The organism is Arenimonas sp. (assembly GCF_035312645.1).
Classification (GTDB): domain Bacteria; phylum Pseudomonadota; class Gammaproteobacteria; order Xanthomonadales; family Xanthomonadaceae; genus Arenimonas.
Genome location: NZ_DATGBO010000144.1, coordinates 1 through 15,861, shown reverse-complemented (window position 1 = coordinate 15,861; position 15,861 = coordinate 1). Strand labels below are relative to the sequence as shown.

General features: G+C 63.7%; 16 protein-coding genes and 1 pseudogene. 1 reads left to right on the top strand and 16 read right to left on the bottom strand.

Features of this window, described 5'->3' with window-relative positions; all coding sequences use genetic code 11:
- From VKM35_RS13190 to abc-f, 16 genes and pseudogenes are all read right to left on the bottom strand, one after another.
- Positions 1 to 222: pseudogene (locus VKM35_RS13190) on the bottom strand (protein TolA); the annotation flags it as partial.
- A 7-nt stretch (positions 223 to 229) separates the two neighbouring features.
- A complete protein-coding gene (gene tolR / locus VKM35_RS13185) occupies positions 230 to 667 on the bottom strand; it encodes a protein TolR (protein ID WP_324321550.1) in 438 nt (145 codons plus the stop codon).
- 45 nt (positions 668 to 712) lie between these two features.
- Positions 713 to 1,477 (bottom strand): protein TolQ, encoded by a 765-nt coding sequence (tolQ, locus tag VKM35_RS13180; RefSeq protein WP_324321549.1) that lies wholly within the window; start codon positions 1,475 to 1,477, stop codon positions 713 to 715.
- Positions 1,474 to 1,905: a tol-pal system-associated acyl-CoA thioesterase gene (gene ybgC / locus VKM35_RS13175; protein ID WP_324321551.1), complete on the bottom strand. Its 432-nt coding sequence runs from the start codon at positions 1,903 to 1,905 to the stop codon at positions 1,474 to 1,476. The genes tolQ and ybgC overlap by 4 nt, the downstream gene beginning before the upstream one ends.
- The gene (gene ruvB / locus VKM35_RS13170) at positions 1,883 to 2,914 is read right to left on the bottom strand and encodes a Holliday junction branch migration DNA helicase RuvB (RefSeq protein ID WP_324321548.1); all 1,032 of its coding nucleotides are present in this window, start codon (positions 2,912 to 2,914) and stop codon (positions 1,883 to 1,885) included. Before ruvB ends, ybgC begins: the two co-directional genes overlap by 23 nt.
- Positions 2,915 to 3,107: 193 nt before the next feature.
- Positions 3,108 to 4,994: a potassium transporter Kup gene (locus tag VKM35_RS13165; protein ID WP_324321547.1), complete on the bottom strand. Its 1,887-nt coding sequence runs from the start codon at positions 4,992 to 4,994 to the stop codon at positions 3,108 to 3,110.
- Between the two features lie 24 nt (positions 4,995 to 5,018).
- A complete protein-coding gene (gene ruvA, locus VKM35_RS13160) occupies positions 5,019 to 5,615 on the bottom strand; it encodes a Holliday junction branch migration protein RuvA (RefSeq protein ID WP_324321546.1) in 597 nt (198 codons plus the stop codon).
- A 116-nt stretch (positions 5,616 to 5,731) separates the two neighbouring features.
- Entirely contained in the window at positions 5,732 to 6,253 is a 522-nt protein-coding gene (gene ruvC, locus VKM35_RS13155; protein WP_324321544.1) for a crossover junction endodeoxyribonuclease RuvC, read from the bottom strand.
- Between the two features lie 133 nt (positions 6,254 to 6,386).
- A complete protein-coding gene (locus VKM35_RS13150) occupies positions 6,387 to 7,118 on the bottom strand; it encodes a YebC/PmpR family DNA-binding transcriptional regulator (protein WP_414636663.1) in 732 nt (243 codons plus the stop codon).
- Positions 7,119 to 7,223: 105 nt separating this feature from the next.
- Positions 7,224 to 7,844, bottom strand: a complete 621-nt coding sequence (locus VKM35_RS13145; RefSeq protein ID WP_324321540.1) for an esterase/lipase family protein — start codon at positions 7,842 to 7,844, stop codon at positions 7,224 to 7,226.
- An 88-nt stretch (positions 7,845 to 7,932) separates the two neighbouring features.
- Positions 7,933 to 8,688, bottom strand: coding sequence for a class I SAM-dependent methyltransferase (locus tag VKM35_RS13140; RefSeq protein WP_324321539.1), 756 nt, complete (start codon positions 8,686 to 8,688; stop codon positions 7,933 to 7,935).
- Between the two features lie 9 nt (positions 8,689 to 8,697).
- On the bottom strand, positions 8,698 to 9,063 hold the full coding sequence (locus VKM35_RS13135; RefSeq protein WP_324321538.1) for a GtrA family protein: 366 nt from the start codon (positions 9,061 to 9,063) through the stop codon (positions 8,698 to 8,700).
- Between the two features lie 176 nt (positions 9,064 to 9,239).
- The gene (locus VKM35_RS13130) at positions 9,240 to 10,592 is read right to left on the bottom strand and encodes an ArnT family glycosyltransferase (protein WP_324321537.1); all 1,353 of its coding nucleotides are present in this window, start codon (positions 10,590 to 10,592) and stop codon (positions 9,240 to 9,242) included.
- A 4-nt stretch (positions 10,593 to 10,596) separates the two neighbouring features.
- The gene (gene aspS, locus VKM35_RS13125; protein ID WP_324321535.1) at positions 10,597 to 12,360 is read right to left on the bottom strand and encodes an aspartate--tRNA ligase; all 1,764 of its coding nucleotides are present in this window, start codon (positions 12,358 to 12,360) and stop codon (positions 10,597 to 10,599) included.
- Positions 12,361 to 12,819: 459 nt separating this feature from the next.
- Positions 12,820 to 13,149 (bottom strand): zinc ribbon domain-containing protein, encoded by a 330-nt coding sequence (locus VKM35_RS13120; protein WP_324321534.1) that lies wholly within the window; start codon positions 13,147 to 13,149, stop codon positions 12,820 to 12,822.
- A 74-nt stretch (positions 13,150 to 13,223) separates the two neighbouring features.
- Entirely contained in the window at positions 13,224 to 15,146 is a 1,923-nt protein-coding gene (abc-f, locus tag VKM35_RS13115; protein ID WP_324321533.1) for a ribosomal protection-like ABC-F family protein, read from the bottom strand.
- A 100-nt stretch (positions 15,147 to 15,246) separates the two neighbouring features.
- On the opposite strand from abc-f, the gene VKM35_RS13110 reads away from it, so the two are divergent.
- Positions 15,247 to 15,861 (top strand): cation:proton antiporter (locus VKM35_RS13110; RefSeq protein ID WP_324321531.1); only part of this gene is annotated, 615 nt, incomplete at its 3' end.

The window sequence follows — 15,861 nt, the reverse complement described above, 5'->3', positions numbered from 1 at the left end:
CTTGGGCTTTTCCGCCGGCGCGCTCGAGGCTTTGATCGCCTGCTGCGCGTGGCGCAGATCAGCGGCAGAAAACTGCAGCGACGCCTGGATCGGCTCGCCAGCGGCCGTGGCCTCGCGATCGGCCCAGCTGAACAACGAGCTCAGGATGATCAGCGCCAGCACCCCGGCGTGCAGCAGCACGGCCAGCAGTGCGGCGTGGACATTGTCGTCGCGCGATTCCATCGTCGACTCAGTTTCCTTCCGTGGGTTTGCTCATGAGGCCGACCTTGTTGACGCCGGCGATCTGCAGCAACGCCATCGCGTCATACACCTTGTCGTAACTGGCCTGACGATCGCCAGCGATGAATACCGCGACATCCGGGTTGCTGCTGACGATCGCTTTCACTTTCGCCTGCAACTCGGCGGCGCTGACGCGCTCCTTGCCGGAATCGGGCAGCTTGAGCGTGTACCCGCCGTTGGCATCGACACTGACCATGATCGGGTCTTTTTTTGTTTCGACCGAACGCGCATTGGACTTCGGCAGATCGATATCGACGCCGAGATTGAGCAGCGGCGCCGTGACCATGAAGATGATCAGCAGCACCAGCATCACGTCGATATAGGGCACGACGTTGATCTCGGCCTTGAGCTTGCGCTTGCGTTTGTGGCGGGCGAAGGTGGCGGTCATATCGGAGTCCTCGACGCGGGAATCACGGAATCGGGGGCGGCCCGATCAATGCTCATCGTGGGACTGGCGCTGCAGGATCGAGGAAAATTCCTCGGCGAAACTTTCGTAGCGCACCGACAGGCGTTCGACGCGCGTGGCGTAGCGGTTGTACGCCCAGACCGCCGGGATCGCCGCGAACAAGCCCATCGCGGTGGCGACCAGTGCTTCGGAAATGCCCGGCGCGACCGAGGCGATCGTCGCCTGCTTGTTGTTGGCCAGACCGTGGAAGGAAATCATGATGCCGAACACCGTGCCGACGAGACCGACATAGGGTGCGGTGGAACCGACGTTCGCGAGCAATTCGAGATTCGCCTCCAGCCCGTCGATCTCGCGGGCGAGTGTCGCGCGCATCGCGCGCTGCGCGCCTTCAAGCTGAGCGCGCGCGTCGATCACTTTTTTCTGCTGGCGCAGACGGGTGAATTCGCGGAAGCCTGCTTCGAAAATCGCTTCCAGGCCTGCGACCACGCGGCTGCGATCGGTGGCGTCGCGATAGAGTTGATTGAGATCGGAGCCCGACCAGAAGCGGCCCTCGAATTCCTCGGCCTCGCGATTGGCACGATTGAACACGCTGTTCTTGCGGAAGATGATGAACCAGCTCAGCACCGACGCCGCGAGCAACAGCAGCAGCACGATCTGCACCGGCAGGCTCGCATGCAATACCAGCTGCAGATAATTCAGCCCGGCGCTCGGCGCTGCTGTCGCGGCGGCGGCCGTATCGGCAGGCAGTGCCGCGGCCGGCGCAGCGGCGATCAGGGTCAGGGCAGATATCATCGGGATTCTCCGGGGCTGGGGTCCGGCAACAGCCCTTCGGGCAGGGCGCACGGACGGAATTGGCTGGCTTGCAGGCAGGCGATGCGTGCTTCGGCGCGCAGCAGGCAGTCTTCACCACGGAAGATCTGCTGCGCGACCACGAAGCTGGCGGCACGGCGTTCGCTCAAGCGCACGCTGACCGCCAGGACATCATCCAACCTCGCCGGTTTAAGGAAATCGATGCGCATCTCGCGCACCACGAGGACCACGTCTTGTTGTTCTTTGAGTGCTTGCTGGCTGATGCCGAGATCGCGCAACCACTCGGTGCGTGCGCGTTCCAGGAATCGCAGGTAGCTGGCGTGATAGACGACGCCACCGGCATCGGTATCTTCCCAATAGATCCTTGTCGGTAAGCTGAACATCGGCTCAACCTTCGAACAGATCGACATCGCCGGCACGCTTTGGTGGCTTGATGCCCAGTTGCAGATAGGCCTTCGCCGTCGCCATGCGGCCGCGCGCGCTGCGCACGATGAAACCCTGCTGGATCAGGTAGGGCTCGATTACATCCTCGATGGTGCCGCGCTCTTCCGACAGGGCCGCGGCCAGCGATTCCACACCGACCGGGCCGCCGTCGAAATTCTCGATGATCATGCGCAACAGATTCCGGTCGATCTCGTCGAAGCCCTGCGGATCGATCTTGAGCATCGCCATCGCGGCATCGGCAACTTCATGCGTGATCTCGCCGCCGGCACGCACCTGGGCGAAATCGCGGGCGCGGCGCAGCAGGCGGTTGGCGATGCGCGGCGTGCCGCGCGAACGCCGGGCAATCTCGGCGGCGCCATTCGGATCGCAGGCGATGCCGAGGATGCCGGCCGAGCGCCGCACGATCCGCGTGAGTTCTTCCGGCGTATAAAACTGCAGACGCTGGACGATGCCGAAGCGATCGCGCAGCGGGCCGGTGAGCAGGCCGGCGCGCGTGGTGGCGCCGACCAGCGTGAACGGCGGCAGGTCGAGCTTGATCGAACGCGCGGCCGGGCCTTCGCCGATCATGATGTCGATCTGGAAATCTTCCATCGCCGGATACAGCACTTCCTCGACCACCGGCGAGAGACGATGGATCTCGTCGATGAACAACACGTCGTGCGGCTGAAGATTGGTGAGCAGTGCGGCGAGATCGCCGGCGCGTTCGATCACCGGGCCCGAGGTCTGGCGCAGGTTGACACCGAGTTCGTTGGCGATCACATGCGAGAGCGTGGTCTTGCCCAGGCCGGGCGGCCCGAAGATCAGCACGTGGTCGAGCGCCTCGCGCCGGCCTTTCGCCGCTTCGATATAGATCTTGAGCTGCTCGCGGACCGCTTCCTGGCCGAGATATTCGTCGAGCGTCTTCGGCCGGATACTGGCTTCGATGGCCTCGTCTTCGCGCGTGGCGGCGTTGGCTATGACGCGGGCTTCTTCCATGCCGGCATTATGTCAGCACATGGCGGGGGAAACAGCTCAAAAACCGCTTCAGCCTTGCAAACAACTCCCGTCATCCCGGCGAAAGCCGGGATCCATTGTGATTTGAGCGGAAGATCAACATGGATCCCGGCTTTCGCCGGGATGACAGTTGATCGGATGGCCGTCGATCAGATGACGATCAATCGGAAGTGCCTCAGATAACCACCTGCGTGCCCAATTCCACCAGGCGATTGCCCGGGATCGAGAAGAACTCCGTCGCCGGCGTGGCATTGCGCGACATCACCAGGAACAGCTTGTCGCGCCACAGCGCCATGCCCTGGTCGGCATTGGCGGTCAGCGCCTCGCGGCTGGCGAAGAAGGTGGTATCCATCGAATCGAACGGTGGCCCCGGAATAGCCCAGCGCTTGAGCGCCTTGGGCACGTCGGGATCTTCCATGTAGCCGTAACGCAGCGTGAGGCGCGCGAAGCCATGGCCGAGGTCGGTATACGCGACCCGCTCGAGCTCCTCGGCGCGCGGCACGCTCAGGGTCTCGACGCTGAGCAATACATTCCGCTCGTGCAGCACCTTGTTGTGCTTGAGGTTGTGCAGCAGCGCCGGCGGCATGTAGTCGTTGGACGGTGTCATGAACACCGCGGTGCCGGTCACGCGCACCGGCGGATCGGTCATCACGCTCTGCACGAAATGTTCGATGCGCAGGCTGTCGCGATTGACTTGCTCGCGCACCAGGTCGCGACCGCGACGCCAGGTCCGCATCAGCGTGAATACGATCATGCCCAGCGCCACCGGCACCCAGGCACCGTGGAAGAACTTGATCGCATTCGACGAGAACAGCGCACCATCGATGATCAGATAGGCGACGCCGACCAGCGCGATCGCCCAGCCCGGCCAGCGCCAGCGCGAGGATGCGAGGATCATCAGCAGCAAGGTGTCGATCAGCATCGCGCCGGTCACCGAAACGCCGTAGGCCGAAGCAAGATTGCTCGAGCTGCGGAAGCTCAGCACCAGCAACATCACCGCAACCATCAGGATGCGATTGACCCAGGGCAGATAAACCTGGCCGATGGTTTCGTCGGAGGTATGGATCAGCTTGAAGCGCGGCAGATAGCCGAGCTGGATCGCCTGCCGCGCCAGCGAGAACGCGCCGGAAATCACCGCCTGCGAAGCAATCACCGTCGCCAGTGTCGCGAGGATGATCATCGGATACAGCAGCGGCGCCGGTACCAATCCATAGAAGGGATTTTTCAGCGCCGCCGGATCCGCCAGCACCAGCGCGCCCTGACCAAAATAATTGAGCACCAGCGCCGGCATCACGAACAGCAACCAGGCGCGGCTGATCGGGAAGCGTCCGAAGTGGCCCATGTCGGCATACAGGGCTTCGCCGCCGGTCACCGCCAGCACCACCGCGCCCAGCGCGAGCCAGGCGATCACGCCTTGATGCAGGAAAAACTCGAACGCGTAGAACGGATTGAGCGCATAGAGAACCACCGGATTCCTGAGAATCTGCATCACGCCCAGCACCGCCAGGCACAGGAACCAGAGCACCATCACCGGGCCAAAGATGCGGCCGACGCGCTCGGTGCCCTTGCGCTGCACGGTGAACAACAGCAGCAACACCGCCAGCGTGATCGGCACGACATATTGATGCAGTTTCGGCGTCGCCACTTCCAGGCCTTCCACCGCCGACAGCACCGAGATCGCCGGCGTGATCACTGCATCACCAAAAAAAAGCGCGGTGCCGAGAATGCCGAGGATGCCGACCGTGTAGGCCAGCGGCGACGCAATCGGCAGGCTGCGCTGCACCACCGCCATCAAGGCCAGAATGCCGCCTTCGCCGCGGTTGTCGGCGCGCATCACCACCATCACGTACTTGATGGTGACGATCAGCAGCATCGCCCAGAAAACCAACGACAGCACGCCGAGCACATTGGCCGGGTTGGGCTGCAGGCCGTACTGATGGCCGAAGGCTTCCTTCAAGGTGTACAGCGGGCTGGTGCCGATGTCGCCGAAGACGACGCCGATCGCACCGATCACCAGCGGCAAGATGCGCTGGCGACCCTCTCCGTGGGCTTTGTGTGACATGACCTTGAGGCGTCCTTACCCGGTTCAGCCGCTGCGGAGCATGGATTTTAGCGCTTTTCGGATGATGTCTTCCGCGCTGTCGCCGGCGGCGGCCTCCTTGACCATCCGGGCGATCTCCGCGGGCTTGTAGCCCAGGGCCTGCAGGGCGACGCTGGCCTCGCTGACCGGATCGACGGGGAGGTTCCTGTTTCCAGAGATCAGCGCGCCAGAGCCAGTGAAATCGGCGGCGCGATCGCGCAGCTCGACCACGATGCGCTCGGCGGTCTTCTTGCCGATGCCCGGGATGCGCGTCAGCGCGGTGACGTCGCCGGCCTGCACCAGCCGCGCGAATTCGTCGACGCTGGCGCCGGACAAAATCGCCAGCGCAATCTTCGCGCCGATGCCGGTGACCTTCTGCACGTCACGGAACAATCGCCGCTCGACTTCGTGAAAAAAACCATACAGCGCGACCGCGTCTTCCTTCACCGCGTGATGGGTGAACAAGGTGACTTCGCGGCCGACCTCGGGCAGATCGTAGAACGTCGACATCGGCGCCTCGAGCTCGTAACCGACGCCGCCGACATCGATCATCAGCCAGGGCGGCTGCTTGTGCACCAAGGTTCCTTTCAGACGTCCGATCACGAAAAATCCTTGTTCGCCATCACAACCACCCGGCCCACGGGCGCAGCCCGCGGGCGTTCGCCGATGCGCGAGCCGGTGGCTCGCAAACGCATCGTCTCACCCTTTCAGACGTCCGATCATTTCCTGCTCCAGACCTGGCGAGCGCTCACGCCGATGCGCGCCGCAGTGGCGCGCACGTGTGCGTGAGTGATCGCGACGGCGAGCGCATCGGCGGCGTCGGCCTGTATCTTGCCGTGCAGGTTGAGCATCACGCCGATCATGTGCTGCACCTGCACCTTGTCGGCGCCGCCCTTGCCGACGACGGCGAGCTTGATTTCCTTGGCGGCGTATTCGTGCACCGGCAGATCGCGCATCACCGCCGCGCACATCGCCGCGCCACGCGCCTGGCCAAGTTTGAGCGCGGAATCGGGATTGCGCGCCATGAACACTTTCTCGATCGCGACTTCTTCGGGCTGATACTTACCGATGATCTCGCCGAGGCCATCGAGCAGCAGCTTCAGCCGCAATGGAAAACTTTCGGCATCGAGCAGTTTCAGCGGTGCGTGGAAAACATGGGTGATGCGGCCCGCAGCATCGCAGTCGATGATGCCGACGCCAGTGCGCTGCGATCCCGGATCGATGCCGAGGATGCGGGTCATTGGGAGTGAAACGGGAGGGAGGAGACGGGAGACGGGAGACGCGGGAAACCGTCATCGCAGTTGAACAGAGGACCAGGAACGCGGCACGCGCCGCCGTCTCCCCTCTCCCCTCTCCCCTCTCTCGTCCCGGCAATCACTTCAACGCACCCTCATCCAGCTCCGCATTCGAATACACGTTCTGCACGTCGTCCAGGTCCTCAAGCATGTCCAGCATCTTGATCACCTGCTCGGCGGCTTCGCCGCTGACAGCGATGTCGTTCTCGGCGCGCATCGTCACTTCCGCCTGCTCGGGCGTGAAGCCGGCCTTGACCATCGCGTCTTTCACCACCTGGAAATTTTCCGGGGCGATCAACACTTCGATCGCGCCATCCTCGGGATAGCTGACGATATCGTCGGCGCCGGCTTCGATCGCCGCTTCGGTGATCGCGTCCTCGTTCGCGCCAGGCGCATAGCTGAGCACGCCGAGTTTCTTGAACATGAAGGCGACCGAACCTTCCGTACCCATGTTGCCGCCGCATTTGCTGAAAGCGTGGCGCACTTCGGCAACGGTACGGACCTTGTTTTCGGTCATGCAGTCGACGATCACCGCGATGCCGCCGGGTGCGTAGCCTTCGTAGCGGATTTCCTCGTAGTTCACGCCTTCGAGTTCGCCGGTGGCTTTCTTGATGGCGCGGTCGATCACATCCTTGGCCATGTTCACCGCCAGCGCCTTGTCCACGGCGAGGCGCAGGCGTGGATTCGCCTTCGGGTCGCCGCCACCGGCGCGGGCAGCGACGGTGATCTCGCGGATCACCTTGGTGAAGATCTTGCCGCGCTTGGCGTCCTGTGCGCCCTTGTGGCCAGCAATTTTCATCAATCTGCCCATGCGTCCTACCCTTTGTTTTCTGCTGCTGATTTTTCGGCCGCTGCGACGGCCACGATGATGGCGCGGCAAGGCCAGGCTGGGCGCGATTATAGCTGCGCCATCGACTCAGGGCCGGAAGTGCCCGGTCTCGAGAAAGTTGCCGACCAGATCCGCGGCAACGGGCGAAAATGCCAGCCCGGTGTGACTGGACGGAATCACGATGTGATCCGCGAGTCCGGGCAGGCGGGTCTCCCAGACCGCGACAGTGCCGTCGTTGAGACCGTCGAAACGACTGAAGTACTTTCCCAGGCCCAGCGACCGGGAACCGGCGATCACGCCGATCTGGCGCCGCGGCGGCAATTCGATCAGGCCGCCACGCAGGAAGGCACCGCTTTTTCCCGAGACGAAACCCAGTCCGCGATCATGCAAGGCACGCGCCGCCGTGCTGCCGGCGAGCGGCGAGCCAAGGCAGGTCACGCGGCCAGGCGGCAGCTGTTGATAACGATTGATCGTTTCCAGCGCGACCAGCCCGCCGAGGCTGTGCGCGACCAGATGCACCGGCTGATCGCCGTAGGCATACAACTGCATGGCCAGTCGTTCCATCGCCCGCGCCGGGCTTTGCCACAGCGTCGAATAGCCGAACAGGCGCGGCTCGAAGCCACGTCGCCGCAGCCTGCTCGCAAGCGGCAACAAGGCGGGGCTGCGCATCATCAGGCCGTGCAGGAGCAGGACGGGTTCGGCTTTCACGCGCGCAGGGCTGAGGACGTTGCGACGAGTATAGAGGCCTCGAAGACGCCATGGAGGAGTGCTTTATGGACGGCAGGACGGCAATTGATCACTCGCCGCGTCCCGCATCCTGATCGGCACGCGTCGCGACCAGGAATATCGACGTGCCAAAGGGAAAACCTGCGTATCGCAACACGTTCGCCTCGGCGCCGAAAACGCCAGTGAGCAAGGCATTGCTCCATCTCCCCGGCATCTTCATGTCGCTGCCGGAATCGCGCCCGAGAAGTTTCGACAGCAACCGCACGCAGGCGATCAGCGGGAACAGGATCGTATTGAAATATCCGGAGCGCCGCACGACCAGGCCTGACTCTTTGACCAGTGTCTCCAGCTCCACGCGGTCATATCGGCGCTTGTGGTGATGGATGCGGTCATGACTGGAAAACATCCATTGATAGGCCGGCACGGCAAGCAACAAGCGGCCGCCTTCGCCAAGACAACTGGCCAGCGAGACCAACGACGCGCGATCGTCGTCGATGTGTTCCAGCACATCCAGCGACACCACCAGGTCGAAACCGCGATCGTCCTGATAGGGATTGTCGAAAGGCAGGGAACCCACGCGGCAGGAAATTCCAGTGTCGGCCCGGCAATAGCCCGCAGCCTCCTCATCCATGTCGAATGCCGACACGCGACCAAACTTCTGCAGCAGTGCGATGTTGCCGCCCGATCCGCAACCAGCCTCCAGAATGCGTGCGTCCGCGGACAGGTCGAGCCCGGCGATCAGCGTCGCCAATATCCTGCGTCTGGCGCGGAACCACCAATGCTCGCCCTGCAGCGCGCGCATCCGTTGATAGACGTCCCTGTCCACGATGCCCGGTTATCCCAAAGTCTTGCGGAAGGTCCAAAGCGAATGACCGGCGAAGCTCAGGGCCGGTGTCGATATCGCCGCGAGGATGAGGATATGCGGCCGCGAAAGCGGCGTGTAGGCGCCCAGAAGAAACACCACGGCGCTGGATATGGAAACCGCGGCGATCGCCACGGCGCAGAACTTCAATGCCCTCGGCACCGTCATGGGCGAGTTGAACGTAAACAAGGCGTGCCCGGTCATCGATACCGCAAAAGCCGTCACGAACCCGACAGCGTTGGCGAGCATCGGCACCGCTGAAAACAGCGTCAGAGCGGTGAGCGCGACCAGCGCGTGCGTCGCCGTGGCGAGAACGCCTACCAGGCCGAATCGCAGCATGCGAAAAAAAGTGGGGATGGCGACGTTGCGCTGCCATCGCTCCTGTCGCAAGGTGCCCTCACTCTCCTGACCCATCACTCGATCCTCCCCATCGACTCAGACGGGACATTGTCCCGCCGCGATGGGAGCATCGCATATCCGCCCTTCGATCACCCGGCACCGCTGCGCACTACGAGTCAGGCCGGATGCGCGGGCTGACGCCGTGCGCGCCACCATCGCCACACTGCCAGCAGCGCCGACACCGCGAGGGCCACCTGCAGCGGCCGATACGCCACGGCGTAGCGCGGCTCCGCCTGCAGCACCGTATGCACCGCGGTGACGTAAACGAAAGACGCCGCCGTCAGCGTGAGCGCGAACGCTCCCGGCGCGGCATCACGCCAACGCCGCGCAAGCGTGGCAATGGCCATCAGTGCGGCCAGCCCGAACAGCACCGGATTGGCGTTGCGAAACAACCAGAGGATCACGCGGAAAACCGCCTGGCGCTCGAACGGGGAATGGTCCGTCGTCAAAAAATAGATATCGCCCCAACCGACGCGGATCCGCCAGCTCCACAGCGAATACGGCTTGTCGATCAGATACCAGCGCACGTAGCCGAGGCGATCGTAGGAGAAGCGTTCGGCGACCGCAGCCAGGCCGGCGCGCGGGTTTTTCGCCATCAGCTGCTCTTCCTGATCCACGACCGCCAACATCGATTGCGCGGATGCGTCTTCGAACCTCACGTTGTAGGCCGCATGGAACATCGGCCACGAACCCTGCACGAAATTGATCGCGATGCGGTCGCCGGCACCTTGCATTTCCGGATGCATCGCGTTGCGCAGCGACCAGCTACCGCAAACCAGCAGATACGACGCCAGCAGCAACGCCGCGAGCCGACGCTGACGACGGAAAAACAGCAGCGCCGCCGCCGTCAGCGGAATCAGCGCCGCGATCGGATTGACCAGATAGGCGATGCCGCCGGCGAGCCCCGCAGCGACCGCCCAGCGCGACGAGCGATCGCGTTCGGCCAATCCGGCCCAATAAAAAAACTGCAGCAACGCGGCGCAAAAAACCGTCTCGCTGAGCAAGGTGCTGGACAGGACGATCGCATGCGGCCACAACGCCACCAGCAGTCCGGCCGTCAACGCCGCCGGCCGCGGCAACCACAGGCGCGTCCAGGCAATCGCCAGCGGCGCCGTAAGCGCGCCGATCAGGATCTGCGCCAACACTGCCGGCAGATACCACTGGCTGTCGCCGAAAAGCCAGAACCAGATCGCGAGAAACGCCGGATAACCCGGGCCGCGGAACGCATCGGGCGCCACCGGCGCCAAGGTCGGCTGCGCGAGCGAGAAGGTGCCGTGGTTGACCAGGTTCCAGGCGTAGTTGACGTACTGGAAGATGTCGCCGGCGATCGGATGATCCATTCCCGCGCCGAAGAAAAACGCGAGCCGCAAGATCAGCGCCAGCAGGAAGATCGCCGCCATCAGCCAGCGGAAGCGCTTTCCCTGTCCCTGCTCCCCGTCTGCGATCGGCGTCGAAAGAGCAGTGACCATTGGCTTATCCCGGAGTCTTGCTGCGGACCGCGACGTGCAATTCCGCCAGCTGCTTGTCCGGCACCGCCGACGGCGCCGAGGTCAGCAGGCATTGCGCGGAAGCTGTTTTCGGGAAGGCGATCACGTCGCGGATCGAATCGGTGCCGGCCATCAAGGCGGCGATGCGATCGATGCCGAAGGCGATGCCGCCGTGCGGCGGCGCGCCGTATTTCAGCGCCTCGAGCAGGAAGCCGAACTTGACCTGCGCTTCTTCCTTGCTGATGCCGAGCAGATCGAACACCTGGCTCTGCATTTCCGAGCGGTGGATGCGCACCGAACCGCCGCCGATCTCGTTGCCGTTGAGCACCATGTCGTAGCCGCGGCTGACCGCAGTCTTGGCATTGGCGACGAGATCGGCGACATCGTCGACCTTGGGCGCGGTGAACGGATGATGCAGGGCGACGAAACGATTTTCTTCGCCGTCCCATTCGAACATCGGGAAATCGGTGACCCACAGCGGCTGCCAGCCGTCCTTGACCAGGCCGGCGTCCTTGGCGACTTTCAAACGCAGCGCGCCCATGAAGTCGGTGACGGTTTTCCACGCGCCGGCGCCGAACAAAATCAGGTCGCCGGTCTGCGCATTCGTCGCAGCCAGCACTGCGGCCAGCGTCGCGTCATCGAGGAATTTCGCGATCGGCGAATTCACACCATCGCGGCCCTTGGCGAGATCCTCGACCTTGAGCCAAGCCAGGCCTTTCGCGCCGTATTTCGCCGCGTAAGCGCCGTTGTCGTCGATCTGCTTGCGGCTCATCGTCGCACCAGCCGGCACGCGCAGCGCGGCAACGCGGCCGTCTTCGTTCGACGCCCAGTCGGTGAACACCTTGAACTCGCTGCTCTTCACCAGTTCAGCGATATCGGTGAGTTCCAGATCGATGCGCAGGTCCGGTTTGTCGGAACCATAGCGGCGCATCGCCTCGGCATAGGTCATGCGCGGGAAAGGATTGGCGAGGTCGACACCCTGCACTTCCTTGAACACGCCGCGGATCATCGACTCGACGAAATCCTGGATGTCGCGCTCGCTGACGAAGGCGAACTCCATGTCGAGTTGGGTGAATTCCGGCTGGCGGTCGGCGCGCAGATCCTCGTCGCGGAAGCAGCGCGCGATCTGGTAGTAGCGATCCATGCCGGCCATCATCAGCAGCTGCTTGAACAACTGCGGCGACTGCGGCAGCGCGAAGAATTCGCCGGCATGCACGCGGCTGGGCACCAGATAGTCGCGTGCGCCTTCCGGCGTGGCCTTGGTGAGGATCGGCGTTTCGATGTCCTGGAAGCCCTGCGCGTCGAGATGACGACGCAGCGCCTGCACCAACGCGATGCGCTTGCGCATGCGCGACTGCATTTCCGGACGGCGCAGGTCGAGGTAGCGGTAGCGCAGACGGATGTCTTCGCCGGGATTTTCGTGGTTGTAGAACGGCAGCGGCTCGGACTTGTTGAGGATCTCGATTTTTTCCGCGAGCAACTCGACCCGGCCGGTCTTGATCTTGTCATTGACGCTATGGCGCGCGCGCACGGTGCCGGTGATGCGCAGGCAGTCTTCGTAGCCGACTTCCGCGGCAGTGGCGTAGGCCGGATTATCGGGCTCGGCGACGACCTGGACGATGCCTTCGTGGTCGCGCAGATCGATGAAGCAGATGCCGCCGAGGTTGCGGGCGACGTCGGCCCAGCCGCAGAGAGTGACGGTCTGGCCGATCATGGCCTCGCTGACGAGGCCGCAGTAATGGGTGCGCATGGTGACTCCGGGGAAGACGGCGCCAGCGCGTCGGCCAAGGCAGCCGGGCGCGGGAAAGCCTTGAATTTTAAGGCTTCGGGGGGTTTGCGGGCAATCTTTTCCGGGACTGGCGACCCGGATTGAGCTCGCTTCCGGCACGCGCCTGCCCCCAGCCGTGACTGTTTTGAGTCGCCGCCCGATATCGGCTTTGTCAAAACAGTCCCGTCCGCGGGCAGTCCCGCCGCACGACCGTGCTTGTTGTTATTGAGCAATCGACGGCTAGGGCAGGAAAACTTGAAGAAGAAGAAAAAACAGCGAGACAGCTCCTCCCCTCAATGATGGCGCTCGCAAAAAGCGGGCGTCGGCTCGGGCCGGGTGCTGTTTCAACCAAGCCGATATCGGGCGGCGACTTGAAACAGTCACCGGCCCGGGCCGGCGTCCGGCGCCATCTACCCGACTGCGCCGCGTGCACCAGCTCAATCAGACTGAACCAGAACCGCCCGTTGTCGTCGGCTTGGTCGCCGCCGCAGGCGCTGCCGCCGGTTTGGCTTCGACCTTGGTTTCAGGCTTGGCATCGGCCTTCGGCGTCGATTCGGCCTTCTCGACCAGATTGCGCTTCTTGTCGCCGTCCTTCTTGAAATCGGTCTCGTACCAGCCGCCGCCGGCGAGACGGAAACTCGGTGCAGTCAGTTGCCGGCGCACCTGCGGCGCACCGCAGACCGGGCAATCGCTGGGGTCGACGTCGGACAATTTCTGCAGGCGCTCGAACTGGTGTCCGCAGCTTGCGCATTCGAAGGCATAGATGGGCATGGCGTGATCCGTGTGTTGCTGGCAACGATATCGTTCTTTCTACGGCGTGTTTCAAGCACGGGCGACGGCCCCGCTCAGGCGTCTTCGTACAAGGTCAACCATTCGGCTTCCAGCGTTTCGCGCTCTTTCTGCAGCTCGCCCTGCTTCTGCGCCAGGCGCACCACCGCGCCGCCGCCATCGCTGCCGTAGATCGCCGGGTCGGCGAGCTCATCCTCGATGTGTTTGGCCTCAGACTGGATCGTCGCGATGCGCGCTTCCACCTGTTTGAGGCGTTTCGCCGCGGCATCGATGGCCTGCTTCGAACGCGCCGCCTTGACCGGCGCCGCGGCCGCGAATTTCTCCGCCGCTTTCGCCGCCTTGGATTCCGAACCGCCGCGCGAGCGCAGCCAGGCCGCGTATTCGTCGAGATCGCCGTTGAAGGACTCGACCTTGCCATCGGCGACACGCCAGAAGGTTTCGCAGACCAGTCCGATCAGGTGGCGATCATGCGAGACCAGCACGATCGCGCCTGGGAAAATGCTCAGTGCTTCGGCCAGCGCCTCGCGCATGTCGAGGTCGAGGTGGTTGGTCGGCTCGTCGAGCAGCATCACGTTCGGCTGCTGGTAGGCGATCAGCGCGAGTGCGAGACGCGCGCGCTCGCCGCCGGAAAAACCGTCGACCGATTCGAAGGCGCGGTCGCCGACGAAATTCCACTGCCCGAGGAAATTGCGCAATTGCTGTTCGCCGGCATTCGGCGCCAGTTCCTTGAGATGCCAGAGCGGGCTCTGGCCTTCGTGCAGGCTTTCGACGGTGTGCTGCGCGAAATAGCCGAGCTTGAGGTCCGGATGCGCCACGCGTTCGCCGGCGAGCAGCGGCAATTCGCCGACCAGGGTTTTCACCAGCGTCGACTTGCCGGCGCCGTTCGGCCCGAGCAAACCGACGCGATCGCCGGCCTCGAGACCGAAGCCCACATCCTTGAGGATGACCGTCGGCGTGGAATGCGCGGCGACGGCGGACTCGTTCTCGGTCGCGACCGCAGCGGAAGTCGCGCCATAACCGGCGTCGACATGATTGAGGCGGATCAGCGAATGCGGCAACTTCACCGGGTCGGCGAAATTGATGCTGATCGAACGCTCGGCGCGCACCGCCTCGGTGCCAGCGAGCTTGGCCAGACGCTTGACACGCGACTGCGCCTGCTTGGCCTTGCTGGCCTGCGCCTTGAAGCGGTCGATGAAACTTTGCAGATGCGCGCGCTCGGCCTGTTCCTTCTCGTGCGAAATCTGCTGCAGACGCAGGTGCTCGGCGCGCTGGCGTTCGAAGCTGGTGTAGTCGCCGGCGTAGAGCTTGGCCTTGCCGTCGTTGAGGTGCAGCGTGTGCGTGGACACGCCATCGAGGAATTCGCGATCGTGCGAGATCAGCAGCAACGTGCCCGGATACTTGAGCAGCCATTGCTCGAGCCAGAGCACGGCGTCGAGATCGAGGTGGTTGGTGGGTTCGTCGAGCAGCAGCATGTCCGACGGTTTCATCAGCGCGCGCGCGAGGTTCAGGCGCACACGCCAACCGCCCGAGAACGACGACACCGGCCGTGAATGCGTTTCCGCGGGAAACCCCAGGCCATGCAGCAGACGACCGGCGCGCGCACTCGCGTCGTAACCATTCATTTCGTCGAGCTTGTGATGGCATTCCGCGACCAGGTCGTAATCCTCGGCATCCATCGCCGCGGCTTCGGCCTTGATCACTTCGTAAACCGCTTCATCGCCGCCGAGCACGAAATCGATCGCCGGATCCGGCAGCGATGGCGTTTCCTGCGCGATGCAGGCGATACGCAGGCGCGAAGGCATGTCGAGATTGCCCAGGTCCGATTCGATCTCACCGAGGATGGTGGCGAACAGGCTGGATTTGCCGCAGCCGTTGCGCCCGATCACGCCCACGCGCCAGCCGGCGTGCAGCGTGAGGTCGACGTTGGACAGCAGCAGGCGTTCGCCGCGGCGAAGGGCGAAATTCTTGAAGGAAATCATAGGGCGGCGATTCTACCAGCCCGGCCGCGGCGACGGGCCGGGTTTGATTCGCAACCACCCTGCCCCCAGTATTGAACGCATTCGCGACGCTGGAGCCGGGATGCCGCACGACACGCCCCTGATTGCCACCATCGCCATGGGCCTGGTCCTCGCCTTCCTGCTGGGCTCGCTGGCGCATCGGCTGCGGCTCTCGCCGATCGTCGGCTATCTGTTGGCAGGCGTGCTGACCGGACCGTTCACGCCCGGCTTCGTCGCCGATCCCGCACTGGCCGGCGAACTGGCCGAAATCGGCGTGATCCTGCTGATGTTCGGCGTCGGCCTGCATTTCTCGCTGGAAGATCTGCTGGAAGTACGCAAGACCGCGATTCCTGGTGCATTGGCCGGCATCGCTGCGGCGACGGCTTTCGGCTGGCTGCTGGCCTGGGCGCTGGGCTGGTCGGCGATGCAGGGCTTCGTCTTCGGCCTCGCATTGTCGGTGGCCAGTACGGTGGTGTTGCTGCGCAGCCTCGAAGATCACCGCTTGCTGAGCACGCCGCGCGGCAAGATCGCGATCGGCTGGGTGATCGTCGAAGACTTGGTGATGGTGCTCGCACTGGTCTTCCTGCCCGCGCTCGCGCACTCGATGACCGGCACCGGCGGTTTCGAAATCGGCAAATTGTTGACTTCGCTCGGCGTCACCCTGGGCAAACTCGCGATCTTCGTGACGCTGATGCTG

Excerpts from the sequence above, each read along its gene's own strand:
- VKM35_RS13130 (WP_324321537.1), bottom strand. The coding sequence starts at position 10,592 with ATGGTCACTGCTCTTTCGACGCCGATCGCAGACGGGGAGCAGGGACAG.
- tolR (WP_324321550.1), bottom strand. The coding sequence starts at position 667 with ATGACCGCCACCTTCGCCCGCCACAAACGCAAGCGCAAGCTCAAGGCC.
- VKM35_RS13135 (WP_324321538.1), bottom strand. The coding sequence starts at position 9,063 with ATGCTGCGATTCGGCCTGGTAGGCGTTCTCGCCACGGCGACGCACGCG.
- abc-f (WP_324321533.1), bottom strand. The coding sequence starts at position 15,146 with ATGATTTCCTTCAAGAATTTCGCCCTTCGCCGCGGCGAACGCCTGCTG.
- ybgC (WP_324321551.1), bottom strand. The coding sequence starts at position 1,905 with ATGTCGATCTGTTCGAAGGTTGAGCCGATGTTCAGCTTACCGACAAGG.
- VKM35_RS13165 (WP_324321547.1), bottom strand. The coding sequence starts at position 4,994 with ATGTCACACAAAGCCCACGGAGAGGGTCGCCAGCGCATCTTGCCGCTG.
- tolQ (WP_324321549.1), bottom strand. The coding sequence starts at position 1,477 with ATGATATCTGCCCTGACCCTGATCGCCGCTGCGCCGGCCGCGGCACTG.
- aspS (WP_324321535.1), bottom strand. The coding sequence starts at position 12,360 with ATGCGCACCCATTACTGCGGCCTCGTCAGCGAGGCCATGATCGGCCAG.
- ruvC (WP_324321544.1), bottom strand. The coding sequence starts at position 6,253 with ATGACCCGCATCCTCGGCATCGATCCGGGATCGCAGCGCACTGGCGTC.
- VKM35_RS13150 (WP_414636663.1), bottom strand. The coding sequence starts at position 7,118 with ATGGGCAGATTGATGAAAATTGCTGGCCACAAGGGCGCACAGGACGCC.
- ruvB (WP_324321548.1), bottom strand. The coding sequence starts at position 2,914 with ATGGAAGAAGCCCGCGTCATAGCCAACGCCGCCACGCGCGAAGACGAG.
- VKM35_RS13120 (WP_324321534.1), bottom strand. The coding sequence starts at position 13,149 with ATGCCCATCTATGCCTTCGAATGCGCAAGCTGCGGACACCAGTTCGAG.